Source organism: Porphyromonas pogonae, assembly GCF_036320655.1.
Taxonomy (GTDB): Bacteria; Bacteroidota; Bacteroidia; order Bacteroidales; family Porphyromonadaceae; genus Porphyromonas; species Porphyromonas pogonae.
Genome location: NZ_CP143258.1, coordinates 325,280 through 342,952, shown reverse-complemented (window position 1 = coordinate 342,952; position 17,673 = coordinate 325,280). Strand labels below are relative to the sequence as shown.

Below are 17,673 nucleotides of genomic sequence, written 5' to 3'. Positions count from 1 at the left end.
TATGATTGTTGTCTCTGTACAACGGACGCAAGACTTATCATACAAAGACATCTGATCTTATACATAGATCAAGAGTCCTTATACGATGAAATGCAGGTAATAGGGGGTAATCGGAACTAATAAGAATATTGGATAATAAAAAAGCATAGCCACAAAGTGCTATGCTTGCTGTTGCTACAGACAATGTCCTCTATAAGGATATATCGCCTTGGTGTACCCGACTCTGTACATTACGTGCAATACGTGTACAAAATAGGAGGAGATGGGGTAAAGATATTATAGTGATTTGCTCGTTTCATGGGGATTGCTTTTGTAATACAACGGGTGGATGCAGATGTTTGCCGGATACAATATTTTTATTGCAAAGATACAACATCTGATACCCCTTGTCAAGCCCCAGTCTGTGACGTTACAGGCTTTGCTCTCAGCCGTAAAGTATTCCGCTGTTTTCCTATCATAATGATATGGATAATGCCGTCTCAGTATGCTGAAACGGATTGATGTGTAAGTCCGTGTACAATTTCAATCCAGCAGAAACATCTCTCTCTATTCTTTGTGGGATAGAGTAGGGAGTGGCGTGATTTGTAGTTTGATCCATACTCCTGATTTGGGAGCATTAGTATTCTTTATTTTGGGAGTCTATGATAATGGTGACGGGGCCATCGTTTGTAAGTGATACTTGCATGTCTGCTCCGAATATACCTGTGCGTACTTTTTTCCCCAGTGCTTGTTCCAAAGCTGTGCAGAATTGCTCATAAAGCGGTATCGCTATATCGGGAGCTGATGCTCTGATGTAGCTGGGTCTGTTGCCTTTTTTTGTCGATGCCATGAGCGTGAATTGGCTTACCAGAAGTATATCTCCACTTACTTCTTTTACGCACAGGTTCATCACGCCTGCTTCGTCGTCAAATACCCTGAGACTCACTATTTTCTTGACTAAATAGTCTATATCGGCCTGTGTGTCTCTATCTTCGATTCCGAGTAGTACAAGTAATCCTTGGCTGATTACGGCTTTTGTGAGGTTGTCTATGGTTACGGAGGCTTGATTTACCCGTTGTATTACTGCTCTCATGCTTTGTCTTCTGTTTCTTGATGTAATGCTTTGTATATAATTTGCCCCTTCGCTTTGCCCGCTACTGCTATTATCTCCTCTTCCGTAGCCTTTGTGAGGCGTTGTACACTCTTGAAAGTCGAAAGAAGTTGGTCTTTAGTTTTGGGTCCTATGCCTTTGATATAATCCAGTTTGGAGCTCACTTGTCCTTTGCTTCGAATATCTCTGTGAAAACTGATAGCAAAGCGGTGTACTTCGCTTTGGATATACTCGAGGAATAGGAATAGCTCGGACTTATGATCTATGAATACCTCTTGGATGGGATTGCCGTAGAGTAGACCATCGGTTTTGTGTCGCTCGTCCTTTACAAGTCCTGCTACAGGTATATTTAGATCCAGCGTATCCAGTGTATTTCTTATGGCATTCATCTGTCCTTTACCTCCATCTGCTAGGATGAGATCCGGCATGCTGCTGTTGTCTTCCTTGAGCCTTTTGTATCTGCGCTGTACGATCTCTCGCATGGAGTCATAGTCATTGGCTCCTTCTACTGTTTTCACGTGGAACTTTCTGTAGTCTTTTTTGCTTGGTTTGGCTTTCTTAAATACAACGCAGGCTGCTACCGGGGTGGACCCTTGTATGTTTGAGTTATCGAAACACTCTATGTGTACAGGCATTTTGATAAGGCCTATAGTGGTCTGAAGCTCTTTGAGTATTTTGGTGCTTCGCTGTTCGGGGTTGAGTCTCTCGGTTTGTTTGTATTTGTCTGCTTTGTATTGCTTCACGTTGAGAGATGACAGGTCGAGTAATTTCTTTTTGTCGCCACGCAGGGGGATTGTCATGGTTACTCCTGGCTCTGTGTCCCAATTGACAGCAAAGGGCACGATGATCTCTTTGGCATCACTTTCGAACCGGCTACGTAGCTCTGTGATGGCTGTAGCCAAAACCTCCGAGGGCTCCTCTTCGATGCTCAGCTTATACTCTACGGTAAAAGCTTTGTTTATGAGACCTTGATACACGTGCATGTAATTGATGTATACATTACTGTCGTCCGACTCATAGCTAAAGACATCTACATTGTATATATTGCCGGGTGCTACAGTATGCTTCGATTGGTATTTCTCCAGATAGTCCAGTCGCTCTTTGTATATTTGAGCCATTTCATATTCCATCTCCTCGCTGAGGCGATACATCTCCTTTTTGTACAGTTCTATAACGTCCCTGAGTTTGCCACGTAGGAGCTGCTTGATTTCAAGGATGTTTTTGTTGTAATCAGCTTGAGATTGCAGCCCTTCGCACGGACCCAAACATTTTTTGATGTGATACTGCAGACATACCTTATAGTTCGATGTGCGTATTTTGTCGGGGCTAAGGTTGAGCTTACACGTACGCAGGGGATATAGTTCCCTGATCATGTCGAGTGTGGAGTATGCCATCTGGGCAGAAGGGTAGGGCCCAAAATATTCTGAGCCGTCATCTCTGATGTCTCGGGTTACAAATATTCTTGGAAAAGGCTCCTTTTTGATTACGATGCTGGGGTAAGTCTTACCGTCTTTGAGTAGGATATTATAGCGTGGCTGGTATTGTTTGATGAGAGAGTTCTCCAATATGAGGGCATCAAACTCTGTGTTGACGACAGTGTATTTGAGGTCACATATCTTGCGTACAAGTATCCTGGTCTTGACGTCGATATGATCTTTCTGGAAGTATGTGCTGACCCTTTTTCTTAGATTTTTTGCCTTTCCTACATAGATAATAGCTCCGTTGCTGTCAAAATACTGATAGCAACCGGGGCTTTCGGGGATAGTCGGCAATATCTTTTTTATTTCTTCGAGAGTCATAATTTACATCATGTTCCATGTGGAACATTTGTTTTATCTACCGCATATCACAAGCAGCACACTGATGTCGTGGGGGCTGATACCCGGGATACGTGATGCTTGACCTATGGTGGATGGTCTTACTTTTGCAAGCTTTTGTCTGGCTTCTGTGGAAAGAGAATTGATCTCTTCATACACGATGTGTTTGGGGATATACACGTGCTCAAGGCGTGATAGTTTGTCTGCCATTTGTCGCTCACGCTCTATATACCCCTGATATTTGATGAGTATCTCAGTAGCTTCGATGATCTCATCTTGACGGTTGGGTATGCTTTGTATCATATCACGGAGGGCTGCCACCATATCTGCCGCCATGCGTATAGTGAGCTGAGGGCGTAGTATGAGCTCTACAAGCTTTACACCTTGGCGTAGTGGTACAAGATCTCTCTCCTCTAACATAGGATTGATAATAGCGGGTCTAAGGGAATAGTCGCGAATAAAGTTTGCCAGCTTATCTCTCCAAAATAGCTTCTCTTGAAGCCAGTCATATCTCTCCTGTGTAGCCAATCCTATTTCATAGGCACGAGGGGTAAGGCGTACATCTGCATCGTCTTGTCTCAGAAGTATTCGGTATTCGGCTCGAGAGGTAAACATCCTGTAAGGTTCGTCAACGCCTTTGGTTACTAGGTCGTCGATGAGGACACCTATGTAAGCTTCGTCTCTGGATAGTGTGAAGGGGGCTTTGTCGTTGAGCTTACAATGTGCATTGATACCGGCAATGAGACCTTGTCCTGCAGCCTCCTCATACCCTGTAGTGCCATTGACCTGACCGGCGAGAAATAACCCGTCGATTACCTTGGACTCCAGCGTGTGATGGAGTTGTGTAGGATCGAAGAAGTCGTATTCTATGGCATATCCCGGTCGGTATATCTTGACATCTCTCAGCTCCGGTATCATCCTTAGCGCTTCCAATTGCACGTCGAGCGGTAAGGAAGAAGAGAAGCCATTGATATAATATTCATTGGTGTTCTCGCCTTCAGGCTCCAGGAATAGCTGGTGCTTATCCTTGTCTGCAAAGGTCACTATCTTGGTCTCTATACTGGGGCAATAACGAGGCCCTATGCTTTGGATTTGGCCGTTGTACAGTGGTGAACGATCCAGAGCCTTGCGCAATACCTCGTGGCATGCCTGATTGGTATAGAGGGTGTAGCAACTCAGTTGTTTGAGTTGGTGGGAAGGGGTATTGAGATATGAGAACTTATGGAAGTCATACTCACCTGGCTGTTCTGTCATTTCATTGAAATGAAGTGATCTGCCGTCGACACGTGGTGGTGTGCCTGTTTTCATCCTATCGGTGCGGATGCCGGCTTCTTTGAGTTGCTCTGTGATGCCGTACGTGGCAGGCTCGGATATACGACCTCCCCGGACCTGTAAGTCTCCGAAGTGCATGAGCCCTCCCATGAAAGTACCTGCTGTGAGAATAACAGCGGGAGCCCTGAACTCGACACCCAATGAGGTTACCACACCTTGTATCTTGTTGTGTGTGATAATAAGGCGGGTCACTGTGTCCTGCCAAATGTCAAGGTTGTCTTGTTTGTCAAGCTCTTGGCGCCATGCTTCCATGAAGCGCATGCGATCACTCTGTGCCCGAGGGCTCCACATAGCCGGTCCTTTACTCCTATTGAGCATCCTGAACTGGATAGCTGTGGCATCGGTGATGATGCCCATGCGCCCGCCCAGAGCATCGATCTCACGAACGATCTGTCCTTTGGCAATGCCACCCACGGCGGGATTGCAACTCATCTGTGCAATCTTATTCATGTCCGGAGTAATCAGCAGCGTTTTTGTGCCCAATCGTGCTGCGGCTGCCGCAGCTTCGCATCCCGCGTGGCCGGCTCCTATTACTATAACCTCATATTTGTCCATCATATCCGAAAGGGTAAGTACCCACTGTTAATCAGGTACTTATTATGTCTCTTGTGATAAAATATTGACTTTTTAAACGTTGAAACGGAAGTGCATGATATCACCGTCTTGAGCGATATATTCTTTGCCTTCCACATTCATCTTACCCGCTTCTTTCACTGCTGCTTCAGAACCGTAATGGATGAAGTCATCGAACTTAATGACTTCAGCTCTGATAAATCCTTTCTCAAAGTCCGTGTGGATAACTCCGGCGCATTGAGGGGCCTTGCTACCTCGCAGATACGTCCATGCACGCACTTCCTGCACACCTGCGGTGAAGTAAGTCTCAAGATTGAGCAAGCTGTACGCTGCACGTATAAGGCGGGATACACCGGACTCAGTGAGGCCGATCTCGTCCAAAAACATCTGTCGCTCATCATAAGTTTCCAGCTCTGCGATCTCGCTTTCTATCTTGGCTGCTACAACCAATATCTCAGCGTCTTCGTCTTTGACGGCTTCTCTTACTTGGTCTACGTATTGATTGCCGGTCACTGCCGATTTCTCATCCACATTACATATGTACATCACAGGTTTGGCGGTGAGCAGATAAAGCTCCTTGGCAATCTTTTGTTCGTCTTTAGTCTCGAACGTTACCGTGCGGGCGTTCAAGCCTTGATCGAGAGCTTCTTTGAATTTTACCAGTACTTCATATATTTGTTTTGCCTGCTTGTCCCCGCCGGTCTGTGCTTGTTTCTGTACCTTCTGTATACGGCTCTCTACCGTTTCGAGGTCTTTGAGCTGAAGCTCCGTGTCAATGATGTTCTTATCCCTTACCGGGTCTACTGTGCCGTCGACATGGGTGATGTTATCATCGTCAAAGCAACGCAATACATGTAATATGGCGTCCGTCTCTCTGATGTTGGCCAGGAATTTATTGCCGAGTCCCTCTCCTTTGCTGGCACCTTTGACAAGCCCGGCTATATCTACGATTTCTACCGTGGTGGGTACTATGCGTTGGGGATGTATCAGTTCTGCCAGTTTGTTGAGGCGCTCATCGGGTACGGTGATAACGCCTACATTGGGCTCTATTGTACAAAAAGGAAAGTTAGCCGACTGTGCCTTTGCATTGGAAAGACAGTTGAAGAGTGTGGATTTACCGACATTGGGTAAACCTACAATACCACATTGTAATGCCATTATTTAAACTATATAATTATTCTAATTTATGCAAAGATACGGACAAATGCTTGATTATAGGACATAAACAAAAAAATCTGCACTTTGGTGCAGATTAGTATTGGAATCCGATGTTGTCTACCCAAAGGATAGTACCGGGTGATCCGATGTAAGCTCCACCGTATGATGACGAGAACTGGAGTATAAGATGTGTGGGTTGGGTACCCTCGGGAGCCCAACCTTCTTCGTTGATCGGTACGCTTTTACCTTTGCTGTTGATGGCATACCGAGCGTCTTTACCGGCCTGAAGTGCGAGATACGGCTTGGAAGGTACTTCTTTGCTGAGATCGCCGTAGTTTATCGTAAAGCTTTGATTGTTGCGCCAGTCGCCGGTTGATTGATCGAATCTCACCACCATAGAGCCTACACGCAAGGCATGTATGTTGCCTTCGCTATCTTCCCAGCGTTTTTGGAGGAAAAGACTTGCTTCGGGCATATCTTTGCCCGCTATCTTCTTTACCGCGGAGAATCCCGTCTCTCTTATTCTGCCCAGTTGTCCAGAAAGTTTTACTTTATAGTCGAAGCAAAGAGCTTTAGGAGTCTTGGTGAAGGGTATGCCTGAGTTGAGCTTGCTCTGCGGATTGGAGGTGCTTTTGATAGGCTCTTCCATGCTCCCGAGATAAATACAACCTGCAGCCAGGACCTTGATATTGATAATGCCGAGTACTTTGCAGGTTTGTACATCGGTGCTCAGCTTGGCACAGTAGCCGTTGCCACGTTCTTCAGGGAAAACTGTAGTACTTGTCTTGGTTATTCCGGACACATGAGCCAGCACATTAGACGTAGCCCACGGTGATCCTCCTTTGTTTTTATAAGCAATATCTCCTTCGATGGTTGTTGTAGGGGCTATTTCATAGACTTTTTGCTTCTTTCCGCCTATAATACCGGATTCTTTTATGATCCTTGTTTCCCAGCGATTCATGTCGCCGTACGGAAGCAGTGTACTTTGTGCATACCCTTTTGTAGCGGAACAGACTACTGCTCCGCATACCAATATGGAAAATAAAGCTCTGTTCATGGGTTCAATACATTTTTAGATGAAATTTCTTGAACATGCGTTCGTCTTCTTTCTTCAAACCTATCTCGCCCATAGGAATACTCTCATTATGGTCGTTGAGATAGCATCTGTTGATATCCTTAAAAGAGTCGCTTGTGAGAGACAGTGAATCCATCTTGTACTTTGTATCTATCCCTCCCAAGTCCAGTAGCGTGTGGAAGACTGTATTGGAGCTCGATGCCCTTGCTGCGTTTCGGCGCGCTGCGTTCACTTTGTCCGGAAACGCTTGTCTGTAGCCTTCCGATGTCCATAATATATACGGCACGTGGATCTGATAGTATGATGTCGTGGGTGACGAGTGTAGAAAACGCTCCCGCTCATCATCATATATATCTTCCCCATGGTCTGCGATAAACAACATCCCTGCTACATTATTCTTAGTTTTGAGCATGTTGATCACTGAGTACAAGAACTTATCTGTAGTTCTTATACTATTGTCATAACCGTTTCTAAGTTGATTTAGTTGTCGTATAGAAGTTGAGGTGATTTTATCAGGAGTAAACACTGCATCCTCTCTCTTATAACGGTCTGAGTAGTTGAAGTGTGAGCCGTAAGTATGTAATATGATTAAGTTCTTCTTATGTTTACCCAGCGTTTCTTGAAGCAATGGCAGGAGATCCGCATCCATCGTCCGTTTGCCTTTAAGGTTACCTTGCTCGCGAATAAAGAAGCAGTTGTCTGCTTCCTTAGCGAAGAAGTCGATGTAAGCTCTGTTATACGCCTGATTGGATAAGAATGAGGTGTAAAATCCTGCTTCTTTATAAGCCGTGATCACGCTTTTCACCTTGTGAAGCTCGGAGGTGTGGTCGGCATCGGCCGGAGAGAGTATGATGGGTACGCTCTTGTGAGTCGTATTGGACTGTGATAGATTGTCACGAAATACAACGAGCTCCGGTGCGATTTGCATAAGTAGTGGGTTTGTCTCTCTCTTGTAGCCATACAATCCCCAGCTGCAAGCTCTCGATGTCTCACCGATCACCAGCACATAAGTCTCGTCCAGCTCAGGGCTGTGAGTAGATTTGGCATGGTAGGTAAAACCCTTGCTTGTCTCATAGTAATGCGCAGTTTTGTTTACACGGTCTACCGATAGATATAAGTTGTACAGCACATTTACGGGAAACACCTCATTACGTCCTTTATATCTTTTATTGGAGTATTTACAAAGAGGGATAAGAAGGAGCGATAAGGCAAAGCCTCCGACCGCAATACGCTTCATCTTGGAGCGAAAAGCTTTGTCCAAATCTTCCTTGTATTTCGTCGAATATACGGCAAATGTCATGCAGGGTACATAAATCAGCAATACACTGGAAATAGCGAGTAGCATATTGTCCAGTAGTTCCGATGCTTCTCCTACACTGGTGGAGAGTACATTGAGAAACATATCTACAGCAATGATGGAATTACCGAATAAGTTGAGTAATACCAGCTGGAAAGCTCCGAAGAATACAAATATAAATAACCACCACATCATAGCTCCGGGTTTACGCTTGAGCGTGAGAAGGAACATGTATACAAATAGAGGAAGAAGCAGATTGGCTATTTTTGAAACTACGGTATACGGCTCGGTAAATGTGAGTAATATATTCGGTAAAATAAGTATCAAACAAAAGACAAAGTACAGTATTTTCTGTCTCTTCTTTTTTATTCCGGTGTAAAGTTCAGACTTAATCATAATTTAATATTATCGTAATCCGATCGTGATCGGAACTTGCAAAAGTAACTAAATTAATTAAGTATTAACGGTTTTGGGTGTGCTAACATTATCATTGGGGATCTATTTTTATTCTTTCAGTCTCTTATCATAAGCCTATTTGTTGTGGGAAAAAGTGAGCGATAGACGGCATTACACCTGTATAGACGTGTCCGTAGATTTATTATTAACGTTGATTAATAAGAAAGTCCTCCGAAGAGATTACTTCGGAGGACGCTGGTGGTTTAATCTTTATTTTACGTTGAAAATAGTGTTTCATAGATTATAGGAAATAAACTAACAAAAATGGTTAGTTACTTGTGTGTGCATTAGTCATGAACTCTTTGTCCGTTACAAACACAGCCAGGAGAGCGGCATTAGAATATCCTTATTTATTCGTCAAGCAAAGTCTCGTCTTCGCCTATATCTTTACGAAGTAGCTTCAGCGCTTCATCTTCAGCATGGCGCATACGCTCTTCTTCTTCATCAGAAGTGTCGTCAAGACCGCACAAGTGTAGTACACCGTGTATTATCACCCGGTGTAGCTCCTCTTGGTAGTCATGATTGTATTGTCGTGCATTGCTCTTCACTGTATCTAAGCTGATGAGCATATCACCTGATATCACATTGCCCTTTGATTCATCAAAGGTAATAATATCCGTATAGTAATCGTGATTTAGAAAATCTTGATTTGTCTGTAGTATTCTGTCATCATTACAAAATTGGTAGCAGAGGTCACCCACTTCTTTGCCGTATTGCGACGCTACCTCTTCAATCCATCTTCTAATAGTTCGTTTTCGTAGACTCGGTAATTCCACCTCGTCTGCATAGAAAGCAATCATATTTTATTTAATTCTTTTATTCAAACAATTTACCCGAAAAACATGTATGTTACCAGCACGGCAGCTACTGCTCCGGCCAAGTCGGCAAGTAGGGAGTAACCCACCGTATAGCGAGTATTCTTGATCTTTACCGATCCGTAGTACAACGCCACCACATAGAAAGTCGTATCGCTTGCTCCCTGTACTGTGCAGCACAATCGCCCTATGAAACTATCGGCGCCGTATTGCTGCATAGCATCTACCATGAGTCCTCTGGCTCCGCTGCCGCTCAGCGGTTTCATGAGCATGGTAGGCACAGCTTCCACGAAATCCGTGTTGAGCCCTAGAGCTCCCACGGTAAATCTCATTCCTTGTGTCAGCATATCCATGGCTCCGCATGCTCGGAACACCCCTATGCCTACAAGAATGGCTACAAGATAAGGAATTATTGTGATAGCTGTACCAAATCCTTCCTTGGCTCCTTCAATAAAAGCATCATAAACATTGATCTTGGCTCTCATACCGCTGATAATAAACCAGCACATGATACCAAACAAAATCATCGACGATAGTGCCTGACTTGCCGTCTTGAACACTTCCGGAGGCAGTGTTTGAGAAGCCCATATGATCATGCCTATAAGTGCAAACATAGAAAGAAAAAATAAAACCAACGGCTTTTTCAGCAAATTTATCTTCTGTCTGAGCCCAATGGACAGGATGGCAGTGAGAGTGGAGGCTGTAGTGGCAATGAGGATAGGAATAAAAATATCGGATGGATTCATTGCTCCTCCTTTCATCCTGAATGAGATTATGGTAGTGGGTATCAGCGTAAGCCCGCTCGCGTTCAGAGCCAGAAACATGATCATGGCATCACTCGCTTTTTCTTTCTTTACATTGAGCTCTTGTAACTGTTGCATGGCTTTAAGCCCCAGGGGAGTTGCCGCATTGTCCAGCCCCAGCATGTTGGCCGATGCATTCATGAAGATGCTACCAAGCACAGGATGGTCCGGCGGAAGCGAAGGGAACAGCCCCCGTAACACGGGCGATGCTGCATGTGCCAGTTTGGCGATGAGTCCGCTCTTCTCCGCAATACGCATAAAACCTATCCACAAGCACAACATACCCGTGAGATATAGCGATATTTCGAAGCCGTTTTTGGCCTGATCGAAGGTCGATCGTACTATTTCGTCAAATATCATATAGTCGCCCCAGAAGGCGAATCTGAATGCTGCTATGATAAAAGCGATGAGAAAGAAGCCTATAAAAATATAGTTGAGTAACATCTTTTATTTCGATCCAATACTTATCCTGTCTGTTATTATCACATTACGTCAGTTATACCAGAGTGTCCGTACAGATAGCCCGGCCTTATTTTATATGCACCAGTGGCTCATCCGTGTCGAGACGACCACTACCCAGACGGAGTACCTCAAAGGGTACGACCGTGCAGTCTATCACCGTAGAGGGGCCGTAAGTGGCTATTCCACCGTCTACAATAATGTTTACCTGATGTCCGTATCGCTCCATGATCAACTCGGGATCTGTAGCGTACTCCGGGTTTTCTTCATCTTGGGGTAAAGAGCTCGTCAGCATAGGGCTTCCCAGTTCCTGCAATATGATTCTTGCTACCGGGTGTTGCACCAGCCGCACACCTACCTCTTTTCTGTTTTTGAAGAGCTTGGGCAAGGTGCTTGCAGCGGGCAATACATACGTGTAGTTGCCATCATGCTCTTTGATAAACTTAAAAGCTTCATTGGACATGCGGCAGTATTCTGAAATATCCCTCATACTTTCACACATGATGGAAAGTGACTTTTTCTTAGGGTCAATACCCTTGATCATACAGATGCGTTCTACCGATCTGTTCTGAAGCGCGTCACATCCGTAAGCGTAGCCGGTGCCCGTGGGGTATATAATCACCTCTCCGTCACGGAGAGCACTGATCACGTCATCCACTTCCTTCATGTTGGGAGCATCGGCATAAATTTTCTTTAGCATTTGTATATCTCCTTGTAATAGTTTCTTGTATTCGTCAGCATGCTCTGTTGTCTCTTAGAGCCCCTTTGGTGTGCCGCTATATATCCTCTCGGAGGACAACCTTTGCGTTATCACTCGTTCTTACGCTCGGGGAAATAGTGGGAAAGCCGCACGCTGTCATCTTTGGAAAATTCATCCAGCATCATCAGTCTTTTCCATGAGTTTACTTTACCTTCTCGGCGCAATATCTTGTTTATGGCACCCCTTTGGCTCCAGCTCAAGTAAGGATGCCGGGGGAGTTCATCGGTCTGTAATTCGTCCAGATAAGTTTTCTTCTGTTCTTTTTTGATGCAAAACCAAGGTTTGATAAGCAGAAAACGGTCGTAGTCCATGCCATAAACCTCTTGGAGCTGCATCACGGTGTAAAAACCGCCAAGCCTCTCCCTCAGTCTTATTATTCTTCCTGCGAATGCCGGACCTATACCGGGCACTCTTACCAGTAAAGTGGAGTCTGCCGTATTGATATCCAGGACTGTTCCTTTTTCCAGTTTACTTTTCACATTTGTCATCATGTAATCCGGCGGACCCGCATAGTCCTTCGTCTTCACTATCGTATCCTTGTGTGTGCTTCGGGGGAGTACTTTAGACGTTAAATTACTAATTTTATTTAAATTAGAACTTACAGAGTCTGTTTTTGTGATAGCATTCCTGTGTTTTGATCCCTTTTCGGGCATAAAAGCAAACAACGCTATCCCGAAGGCTACCAAAGAGAGTAATATGATACTCACAATGCGCTCTGCTCTGCCGAAGTGAAAGAAAATGTGTTTCATCTGGTGATGTGATTGAAAGGTGAGATTATCGGGATTGTCTTTCGTGTCACTCTTGGGCTATGAGTCCATCCTTGAGCCTGATCACTCGGTCTGTTGATTGTGCCAGGGTGTCATCATGAGTCACGATTACCAAAGTTTGCCCCAGCTCGTCTCTCAGCCTGAAGAATAGGTCATGAAGCTCCCGTTTGTGCTCTGAGTCGAGACTCCCCGAGGGCTCGTCCGCCAATATCACTGACGGGTGATTGATCAGTGCTCTGGCCACCGCCACACGCTGGCATTCACCTCCCGACATTTGCCCGGGCTTGTGCTGCATCCTCTCAGCCAGATTGAGCTGTTGTAGCAAAGATTTCGCTTCCTTCTCGCACCCTCCCTTGTTTCTCCCTGCTATGAAAGCCGGTATCATCACATTTTCCAGTGCGGTAAACTCCGGGAGTAACTGGTGCGACTGAAATATGAAACCCAGTTTCCTATTGCGTACTTCGGACTGCCTTTTCATACTCATCGCTGTCACATCTTCTCCATCTATTATCAGTTTGGCTCCCTTGTCAGGCTGCTCCAGTGTGCCCAATATTTGCAGCAGAGTAGTCTTACCGGCTCCGCTGGCTCCCACTATAGAGGCTATCTCCCCTTTGTATATATCCAGGTCTATACCTCGCAGTACCTCAAGAGTATCGAATGTTTTGCGGATATTTCCGGCCTGTATTATCGTTTCCATAAATATCTATATGCTTCTTATTACGTGAGCGGCAAGGTGTAGCCCGAAGAGTGCCGGCATGTAAGACACTGTGCCGGCTGTAGACCGCTTACATGTTTCGCCTTCAATCTCCACAATAGCCTCCTCGTCCGGCAATTCGCTTGAGAATACCACCGGTACCCCTTTGGACACCTTGAGTTTGCGCAGGCGCTTTCTCACCATGCGGGCCAGCGTGCAGTTGTAGCTTTTGCTCAGATCCGCCACTTGTATACGTGTAGGGTCGCTTTTGGCTCCTGCTCCCATAGAGCTTATGATGGGTAGCCCGTACTCTTTGGATAGAGCTATGAGGTATACTTTGGGGCTCAGTGAGTCTATGGCATCTACCACATAGGTATATGGGTGAGCCTTGAGTAGCTCTATCATATTGTCGTCTTTGAGAAAAGCCTTGATGGGATGAAGCTTGAGTTGCGGATTGATGTCCATAAGTCTTGTGGCCAGTACCGTAACCTTGTCTTGCCCTATGGTGCTGTGGGTGGCTACAAGCTGGCGATTGATATTCGATGCATTCACTGTATCGGCATCCACTATGGTAAGCTCTCCCACACCGGCTCGTACCAGATTCTCGGCGGCATAGCCCCCTACACCCCCTATGCCTACTACCAGCACGTGTGCTTGTTCCAGTCTGTTCAGTTTATCTTCACCAAATAACAAACGCGTTCTTTCCTTCCAGTCTTCCGTCATTCCTGTTTTTACTTTATTCCTCTTTTGTTTAATTCCTCTTGATACAGTTTGGCGTTTTTCTGGTGTTCCATAAAGTTTGCCGCGAAGTTGTGTGATCCGGAGAAGTCCTCTTTGGCACACATGTATATGTACGGATGCCTCTCATAGTGCAACACGGTATCTATAGTGGACTTGCGCGGCAGGCGTATAGGAGCGGGAGGGAGTCCTTTGTATATATAGGTGTTGTACGGTGAGGCTGTTTTGAGATGATCATACATGATACGTTTGAGGCTGAAGTTGCCCAAAGCATATTTGATGGTAGGATCAGCTTGGAGTGGTATGTTCTTGTGCAGACGATTGATGTACAGACCTGCTATGCGTGCATATTCTTCTTTGTGCGCTGATTCCTCCTCTACTATGGAAGCTATGGTCATCACCTGCACCGGAGTAAATCCAATGGAGTCGGCAAGTGTTGTGCGCTCATTGTTCCAAAACTCTTTGTAGTGCGAGTGCATCATTTTCATCAGGCTATCTGCCGGGGTAGTCCACAACACTTTATAAGTATCCGGCATGAATATGCAACGTATCGTCTCTTTGTTGAATCCCATGCGTGAGCAGTAGGTGCTATCATCCATCAGTTTGGCTAGAGCTTGTGCGCCGAATTCCATCTCTTTACCGATCTTCTCGGAAAGTTCTTGGGGTGTACGTATGTTACGAATGGTAAATGACAGAGGAGTCTGCTTGCCTGAGGCAAACATATCCACAATCTGAGAGATATTCATGGTGTTGGTAATGGCGTAGCGTCCCGGCTTCATATCTTGAGCCAAATGCTTTTTGTCTGCATACCAATCGAACAAAGAAGGATGCCGCAGCAATACTTTCTTTTGTATCTGTTTTTTCACCTCATCGAAGGGGGTACCTTGCCTGACGTATATGTATTGAGTGTCGCTGACGTGGCCGGCAGGACGGTCAAATTCGAACCACGCAAGTCCTACCATAATACCTGCCAGGATGATGATCATCGGTATCCATACCCATCCATGTCCCACTCTGCGCTTTCTTTTAGTCACGGGCCCCATAGTAAAGGTATAGTTATCTCTTTTTTTCCTTCTTCTGTACATAATCTTATGATGTCTTTAAACTCCAACTCTCAAAGATAATATATTCCCTTTACTCCATATCTATCAACGCTTCACAAATGGTTGAAATACGATTCGATATGATTATTTATATTGTCTTGCATTGCTTTGCAATCCTTGCTTCCAAGGGGTATCTGTCTTTTTAGCGGGCATGTTATTTTTTTGACATTTTGTCACAAAAAAGATGCCACTTTTATCATAATCTTTCATTTATAAACATCTGAAATATATTTTTCTAAATAAATTGATAATCTTGATGCAGAGACAAGAAATAAGCCTGTTTTAGTTGAAATATCGAGCTTATTTAGACAAAGTACAAATAAGGAACGTGCTTTGTGTGCTATAGATGGGGGTAAAAAATGGGGCTAAATAAAATGGAACCTTTGCTACTTGCCAACAAAGTAAATAATTGTGGGAATATGACTTGCTTATACTTCACATATTTATCATTAGACTTGCTTCAACCCTCTTGTCTATAGAGCACCCAATTCTAATAGGATAAGTTTGTGATTTCTTCGTAATAGGTCTATCGTCCGTATAGGATAAGTTCGTTGTCCGTGTACGATAAGTCTATCGTCCGTATACGATAGGTCTATTGACTGTATAGGATGGGATGGCTGACTGTGTACAAGAAATTGCAGATCAGGTAGAGAAAAAAAGAGATATGTGTATACAAGGGGTGTGGCAGAGGATATGGCTCCGTTGTAGCTATAGTAAAATGTGTAAAGCTATTTTACGTAAGAAGATGTCGGTGGGGCTGAGGCATGGTGCGGGGGCGAATGGGCTTTGCCGATCCGTATTCGCTGATAATATGCCATGTATATATCTTCTCATCCACTCTGAATGCCTTTATGAATTTTTGTATGATGGGTATCGGTCTGTAAATGGGTATCGGTACAAAGATACAATATGCCCCCCCTGCTTGTCAAGTCCTCTCATCATCCTGTATAAGGGAGGTAGAGTAGGGTATAGCCGTTGTTTTTCTTTTGTGACACTTTGATAGTGTGCATTCCGTTCTGATATGCAGAGATCGTAAGTGTTGTAAGCAAAATACGCGTATTGAGACTGTTGCAAAAGTCAACAGTCTCATGGATTTTGGAGGCAAAGCCGACAAAAGACACTTTGACCGGGCAGAGAAGGTAAAGTGCAAGGCGCTAAGAGTGAGTGCACAGGGAGTTTACTTCCGGTAAATGACCAAGCGCGAATCTCGCAAGCAACGAAGCAATTGGCCTGCTATGCAACGGTCTCGTATTAGTATCGCGGGATGTATCGTACTCGGAGAGACGAAGACGAGCTAATATCGTCAAACAAAAAGCACATGCCGTAGCCCCATGTGAGGGGCATTCGGCATGTGCAATATTGTTTGGCTCAGGTTCTCGAGCCGTAGAGAAAAGCAAGGCTATTTCAGCTTCGGATTAGCTTCGATAGCTTCTTTAGGTATTTGGATGGTATATCTGGGGTCATCAGCCTTGAGGATATACTTTTGGGTACCGAATGTCTTTACGATCTCAGGGCGGGTAGTTCTTCTGAGGTCAAACCACCTGTGACCTTCGAAGGTCAGTTCTCGCACACGCTCTGTAAGTATCTCTTTGAGTAGTTGCTCAGCATTCATACCTTTTACTTCAGTTTCTTTTGTTGGATATGCATCGGGAGTAAATCTGTTCTTTTGGAGCGTGAGCAGATAAGTGCGTGCTTGCTCTGTCTGTCCCAGATGTGCCGCTGCTTCGGCTGCATTGAGGTAGATCTCACCTGTGCGGAATGTACAGCGGTACTCATCCTTACCTCCCTTGATCGCTTTCACGATACCATCTGTAGGGGCGGAGAAGTACTTGCTGCGTCTTTGGTCTCCCTTTTGGTACATATCCAGCAGAGACTGCGACACTGTTGCTGCGCGTAAGATATTGCTACTGGGGTTGATCTCCCATGCTGTGATGATCTCGGGAGAGGTAAACAAGTTGGGCAACTTGGCGTCTTTGTCATTCATATTCACCAGAGCAGCGTTTACGGCGAGAACTTTCTTTGAGGCATCCAGAGATTCCTGCCACTTGCCTTGGTACAGCTTGTAGCGAGACTTGAAGGCCTGCACAGCTGTGGCGCTAAAGCGGTAGTTGTATGACGCTTCCCACTTAGCTTTGTTGATAAGTCTCTCCGCTTCTTTCATATCACTGTCTATACTTTTGTATACTTCTTCCACCGTGTTGCGAGGCAGTGTTTCATCAAGTATGATGTTTTGCTTCACAGGTATAGCGCGCGATTGGGGTGCTCCGGGCTTGGTGTAGGGTTGTCCGTACAGATTTACGAGCGTGAAGTGGATGTAAGCCCGCAACATGTATGCTTCGCCTACAATCTGATTGGTACCTTCGGGAGTACCCTTCTCGAACTTATCCTTCTTGTCGAGTACATTATTGGCAATCATCAAAGCAGAGTAATATCTTGCCCACTCGAAGCTGGCTACCGTTTTGTTGAGAGTACTCTCATTCCATATTTCTATATCGTGGTAGCTGTTTTGGTCATGCTCGTTCTTTGAGACGTACATGTCTCCTGAGCGCAGGTCGGCCATGCCTCTGTCCGAAGGCATCTCCTTGTACGCCCCGACCATCAGACTGCGAAAATCTTCTTCGGTAGAAGGTATCACACTGCCGATAGGCGTGATATCCAAAAATTTATCACAGGAAGTTATGCCGAAAAGGACCAGCATAAGGAGTAATGCGGATGCTATATTGTATTTTTTCATTT

At 45.0% G+C, this 17,673-nt stretch carries 14 protein-coding genes; all 14 read right to left on the bottom strand.

Annotated features, from left to right (window positions below):
- Nucleotides 1-616: 616 nt before the first annotated feature.
- The 14 genes from dtd to VYJ22_RS01355 all read right to left on the bottom strand — a co-directional run bounded on the left by dtd (nt 617) and on the right by VYJ22_RS01355 (nt 17,671).
- Nucleotides 617-1,072, bottom strand: a complete 456-nt coding sequence (gene dtd, locus VYJ22_RS01420; protein ID WP_329904599.1) for a D-aminoacyl-tRNA deacylase — start codon at nt 1,070-1,072, stop codon at nt 617-619.
- Nucleotides 1,069-2,889 (bottom strand): excinuclease ABC subunit UvrC, encoded by a 1,821-nt coding sequence (gene uvrC / locus VYJ22_RS01415; RefSeq protein WP_329904598.1) that lies wholly within the window; start codon nt 2,887-2,889, stop codon nt 1,069-1,071. The genes dtd and uvrC overlap by 4 nt, the downstream gene beginning before the upstream one ends.
- A 33-nt stretch (nt 2,890-2,922) precedes the next feature.
- A complete protein-coding gene (mnmG, locus tag VYJ22_RS01410) occupies nt 2,923-4,797 on the bottom strand; it encodes a tRNA uridine-5-carboxymethylaminomethyl(34) synthesis enzyme MnmG (RefSeq protein WP_329904596.1) in 1,875 nt (624 codons plus the stop codon).
- Between the two features lie 69 nt (nt 4,798-4,866).
- Nucleotides 4,867-5,970, bottom strand: coding sequence for a redox-regulated ATPase YchF (gene ychF / locus VYJ22_RS01405; protein ID WP_329904595.1), 1,104 nt, complete (start codon nt 5,968-5,970; stop codon nt 4,867-4,869).
- Between the two features lie 94 nt (nt 5,971-6,064).
- Entirely contained in the window at nt 6,065-7,027 is a 963-nt protein-coding gene (locus VYJ22_RS01400; protein ID WP_329904594.1) for a PCMD domain-containing protein, read from the bottom strand.
- Between the two features lie 4 nt (nt 7,028-7,031).
- Entirely contained in the window at nt 7,032-8,738 is a 1,707-nt protein-coding gene (locus VYJ22_RS01395) for a phosphoethanolamine transferase (RefSeq protein ID WP_329904593.1), read from the bottom strand.
- Nucleotides 8,739-9,148: 410 nt separating this feature from the next.
- Nucleotides 9,149-9,598 carry an rRNA maturation RNase YbeY gene (ybeY, locus tag VYJ22_RS01390; protein WP_329904592.1) on the bottom strand — a complete coding sequence of 150 codons (450 nt, stop codon included), beginning with the start codon at nt 9,596-9,598 and terminating at the stop codon, nt 9,149-9,151.
- Between the two features lie 29 nt (nt 9,599-9,627).
- Complete coding sequence (locus VYJ22_RS01385) at nt 9,628-10,860, bottom strand: nucleoside recognition domain-containing protein (protein WP_329904591.1); 1,233 nt, start codon at nt 10,858-10,860, stop codon at nt 9,628-9,630.
- Nucleotides 10,861-10,945: 85 nt separating this feature from the next.
- Entirely contained in the window at nt 10,946-11,575 is a 630-nt protein-coding gene (locus VYJ22_RS01380; protein WP_329904590.1) for an L-threonylcarbamoyladenylate synthase, read from the bottom strand.
- Nucleotides 11,576-11,685: 110 nt separating this feature from the next.
- On the bottom strand, nt 11,686-12,384 hold the full coding sequence (locus tag VYJ22_RS01375; RefSeq protein WP_329904588.1) for a ComEA family DNA-binding protein: 699 nt from the start codon (nt 12,382-12,384) through the stop codon (nt 11,686-11,688).
- A gap of 46 nt (nt 12,385-12,430) precedes the next feature.
- Entirely contained in the window at nt 12,431-13,099 is a 669-nt protein-coding gene (locus VYJ22_RS01370) for an ABC transporter ATP-binding protein (protein WP_329904587.1), read from the bottom strand.
- A gap of 6 nt (nt 13,100-13,105) precedes the next feature.
- On the bottom strand, nt 13,106-13,819 hold the full coding sequence (locus VYJ22_RS01365) for a tRNA threonylcarbamoyladenosine dehydratase (protein WP_329904585.1): 714 nt from the start codon (nt 13,817-13,819) through the stop codon (nt 13,106-13,108).
- Nucleotides 13,820-13,827: 8 nt separating this feature from the next.
- Nucleotides 13,828-14,919 carry an endolytic transglycosylase MltG gene (mltG, locus tag VYJ22_RS01360; protein WP_329904583.1) on the bottom strand — a complete coding sequence of 364 codons (1,092 nt, stop codon included), beginning with the start codon at nt 14,917-14,919 and terminating at the stop codon, nt 13,828-13,830.
- Nucleotides 14,920-16,336: 1,417 nt separating this feature from the next.
- Nucleotides 16,337-17,671: a RagB/SusD family nutrient uptake outer membrane protein gene (locus VYJ22_RS01355; RefSeq protein WP_329904582.1), complete on the bottom strand. Its 1,335-nt coding sequence runs from the start codon at nt 17,669-17,671 to the stop codon at nt 16,337-16,339.
- Between the last annotated feature and the right edge of the window lie 2 nt (nt 17,672-17,673).

What these genes read in the sequence shown, in the direction of transcription:
- VYJ22_RS01370 (WP_329904587.1), bottom strand. Translation starts at nt 13,099, where the DNA reads ATGGAAACGATAATACAGGCCGGAAATATCCGCAAAACATTCGATACT.
- ychF (WP_329904595.1), bottom strand. Translation starts at nt 5,970, where the DNA reads ATGGCATTACAATGTGGTATTGTAGGTTTACCCAATGTCGGTAAATCC.
- VYJ22_RS01375 (WP_329904588.1), bottom strand. Translation starts at nt 12,384, where the DNA reads ATGAAACACATTTTCTTTCACTTCGGCAGAGCAGAGCGCATTGTGAGT.
- VYJ22_RS01380 (WP_329904590.1), bottom strand. Translation starts at nt 11,575, where the DNA reads ATGCTAAAGAAAATTTATGCCGATGCTCCCAACATGAAGGAAGTGGAT.
- ybeY (WP_329904592.1), bottom strand. Translation starts at nt 9,598, where the DNA reads ATGATTGCTTTCTATGCAGACGAGGTGGAATTACCGAGTCTACGAAAA.
- VYJ22_RS01385 (WP_329904591.1), bottom strand. Translation starts at nt 10,860, where the DNA reads ATGTTACTCAACTATATTTTTATAGGCTTCTTTCTCATCGCTTTTATC.
- VYJ22_RS01365 (WP_329904585.1), bottom strand. Translation starts at nt 13,819, where the DNA reads ATGACGGAAGACTGGAAGGAAAGAACGCGTTTGTTATTTGGTGAAGAT.
- VYJ22_RS01355 (WP_329904582.1), bottom strand. Translation starts at nt 17,671, where the DNA reads ATGAAAAAATACAATATAGCATCCGCATTACTCCTTATGCTGGTCCTT.
- mltG (WP_329904583.1), bottom strand. Translation starts at nt 14,919, where the DNA reads ATGTACAGAAGAAGGAAAAAAAGAGATAACTATACCTTTACTATGGGG.
- VYJ22_RS01400 (WP_329904594.1), bottom strand. Translation starts at nt 7,027, where the DNA reads ATGAACAGAGCTTTATTTTCCATATTGGTATGCGGAGCAGTAGTCTGT.
- dtd (WP_329904599.1), bottom strand. Translation starts at nt 1,072, where the DNA reads ATGAGAGCAGTAATACAACGGGTAAATCAAGCCTCCGTAACCATAGAC.
- VYJ22_RS01395 (WP_329904593.1), bottom strand. Translation starts at nt 8,738, where the DNA reads ATGATTAAGTCTGAACTTTACACCGGAATAAAAAAGAAGAGACAGAAA.
- uvrC (WP_329904598.1), bottom strand. Translation starts at nt 2,889, where the DNA reads ATGACTCTCGAAGAAATAAAAAAGATATTGCCGACTATCCCCGAAAGC.
- mnmG (WP_329904596.1), bottom strand. Translation starts at nt 4,797, where the DNA reads ATGATGGACAAATATGAGGTTATAGTAATAGGAGCCGGCCACGCGGGA.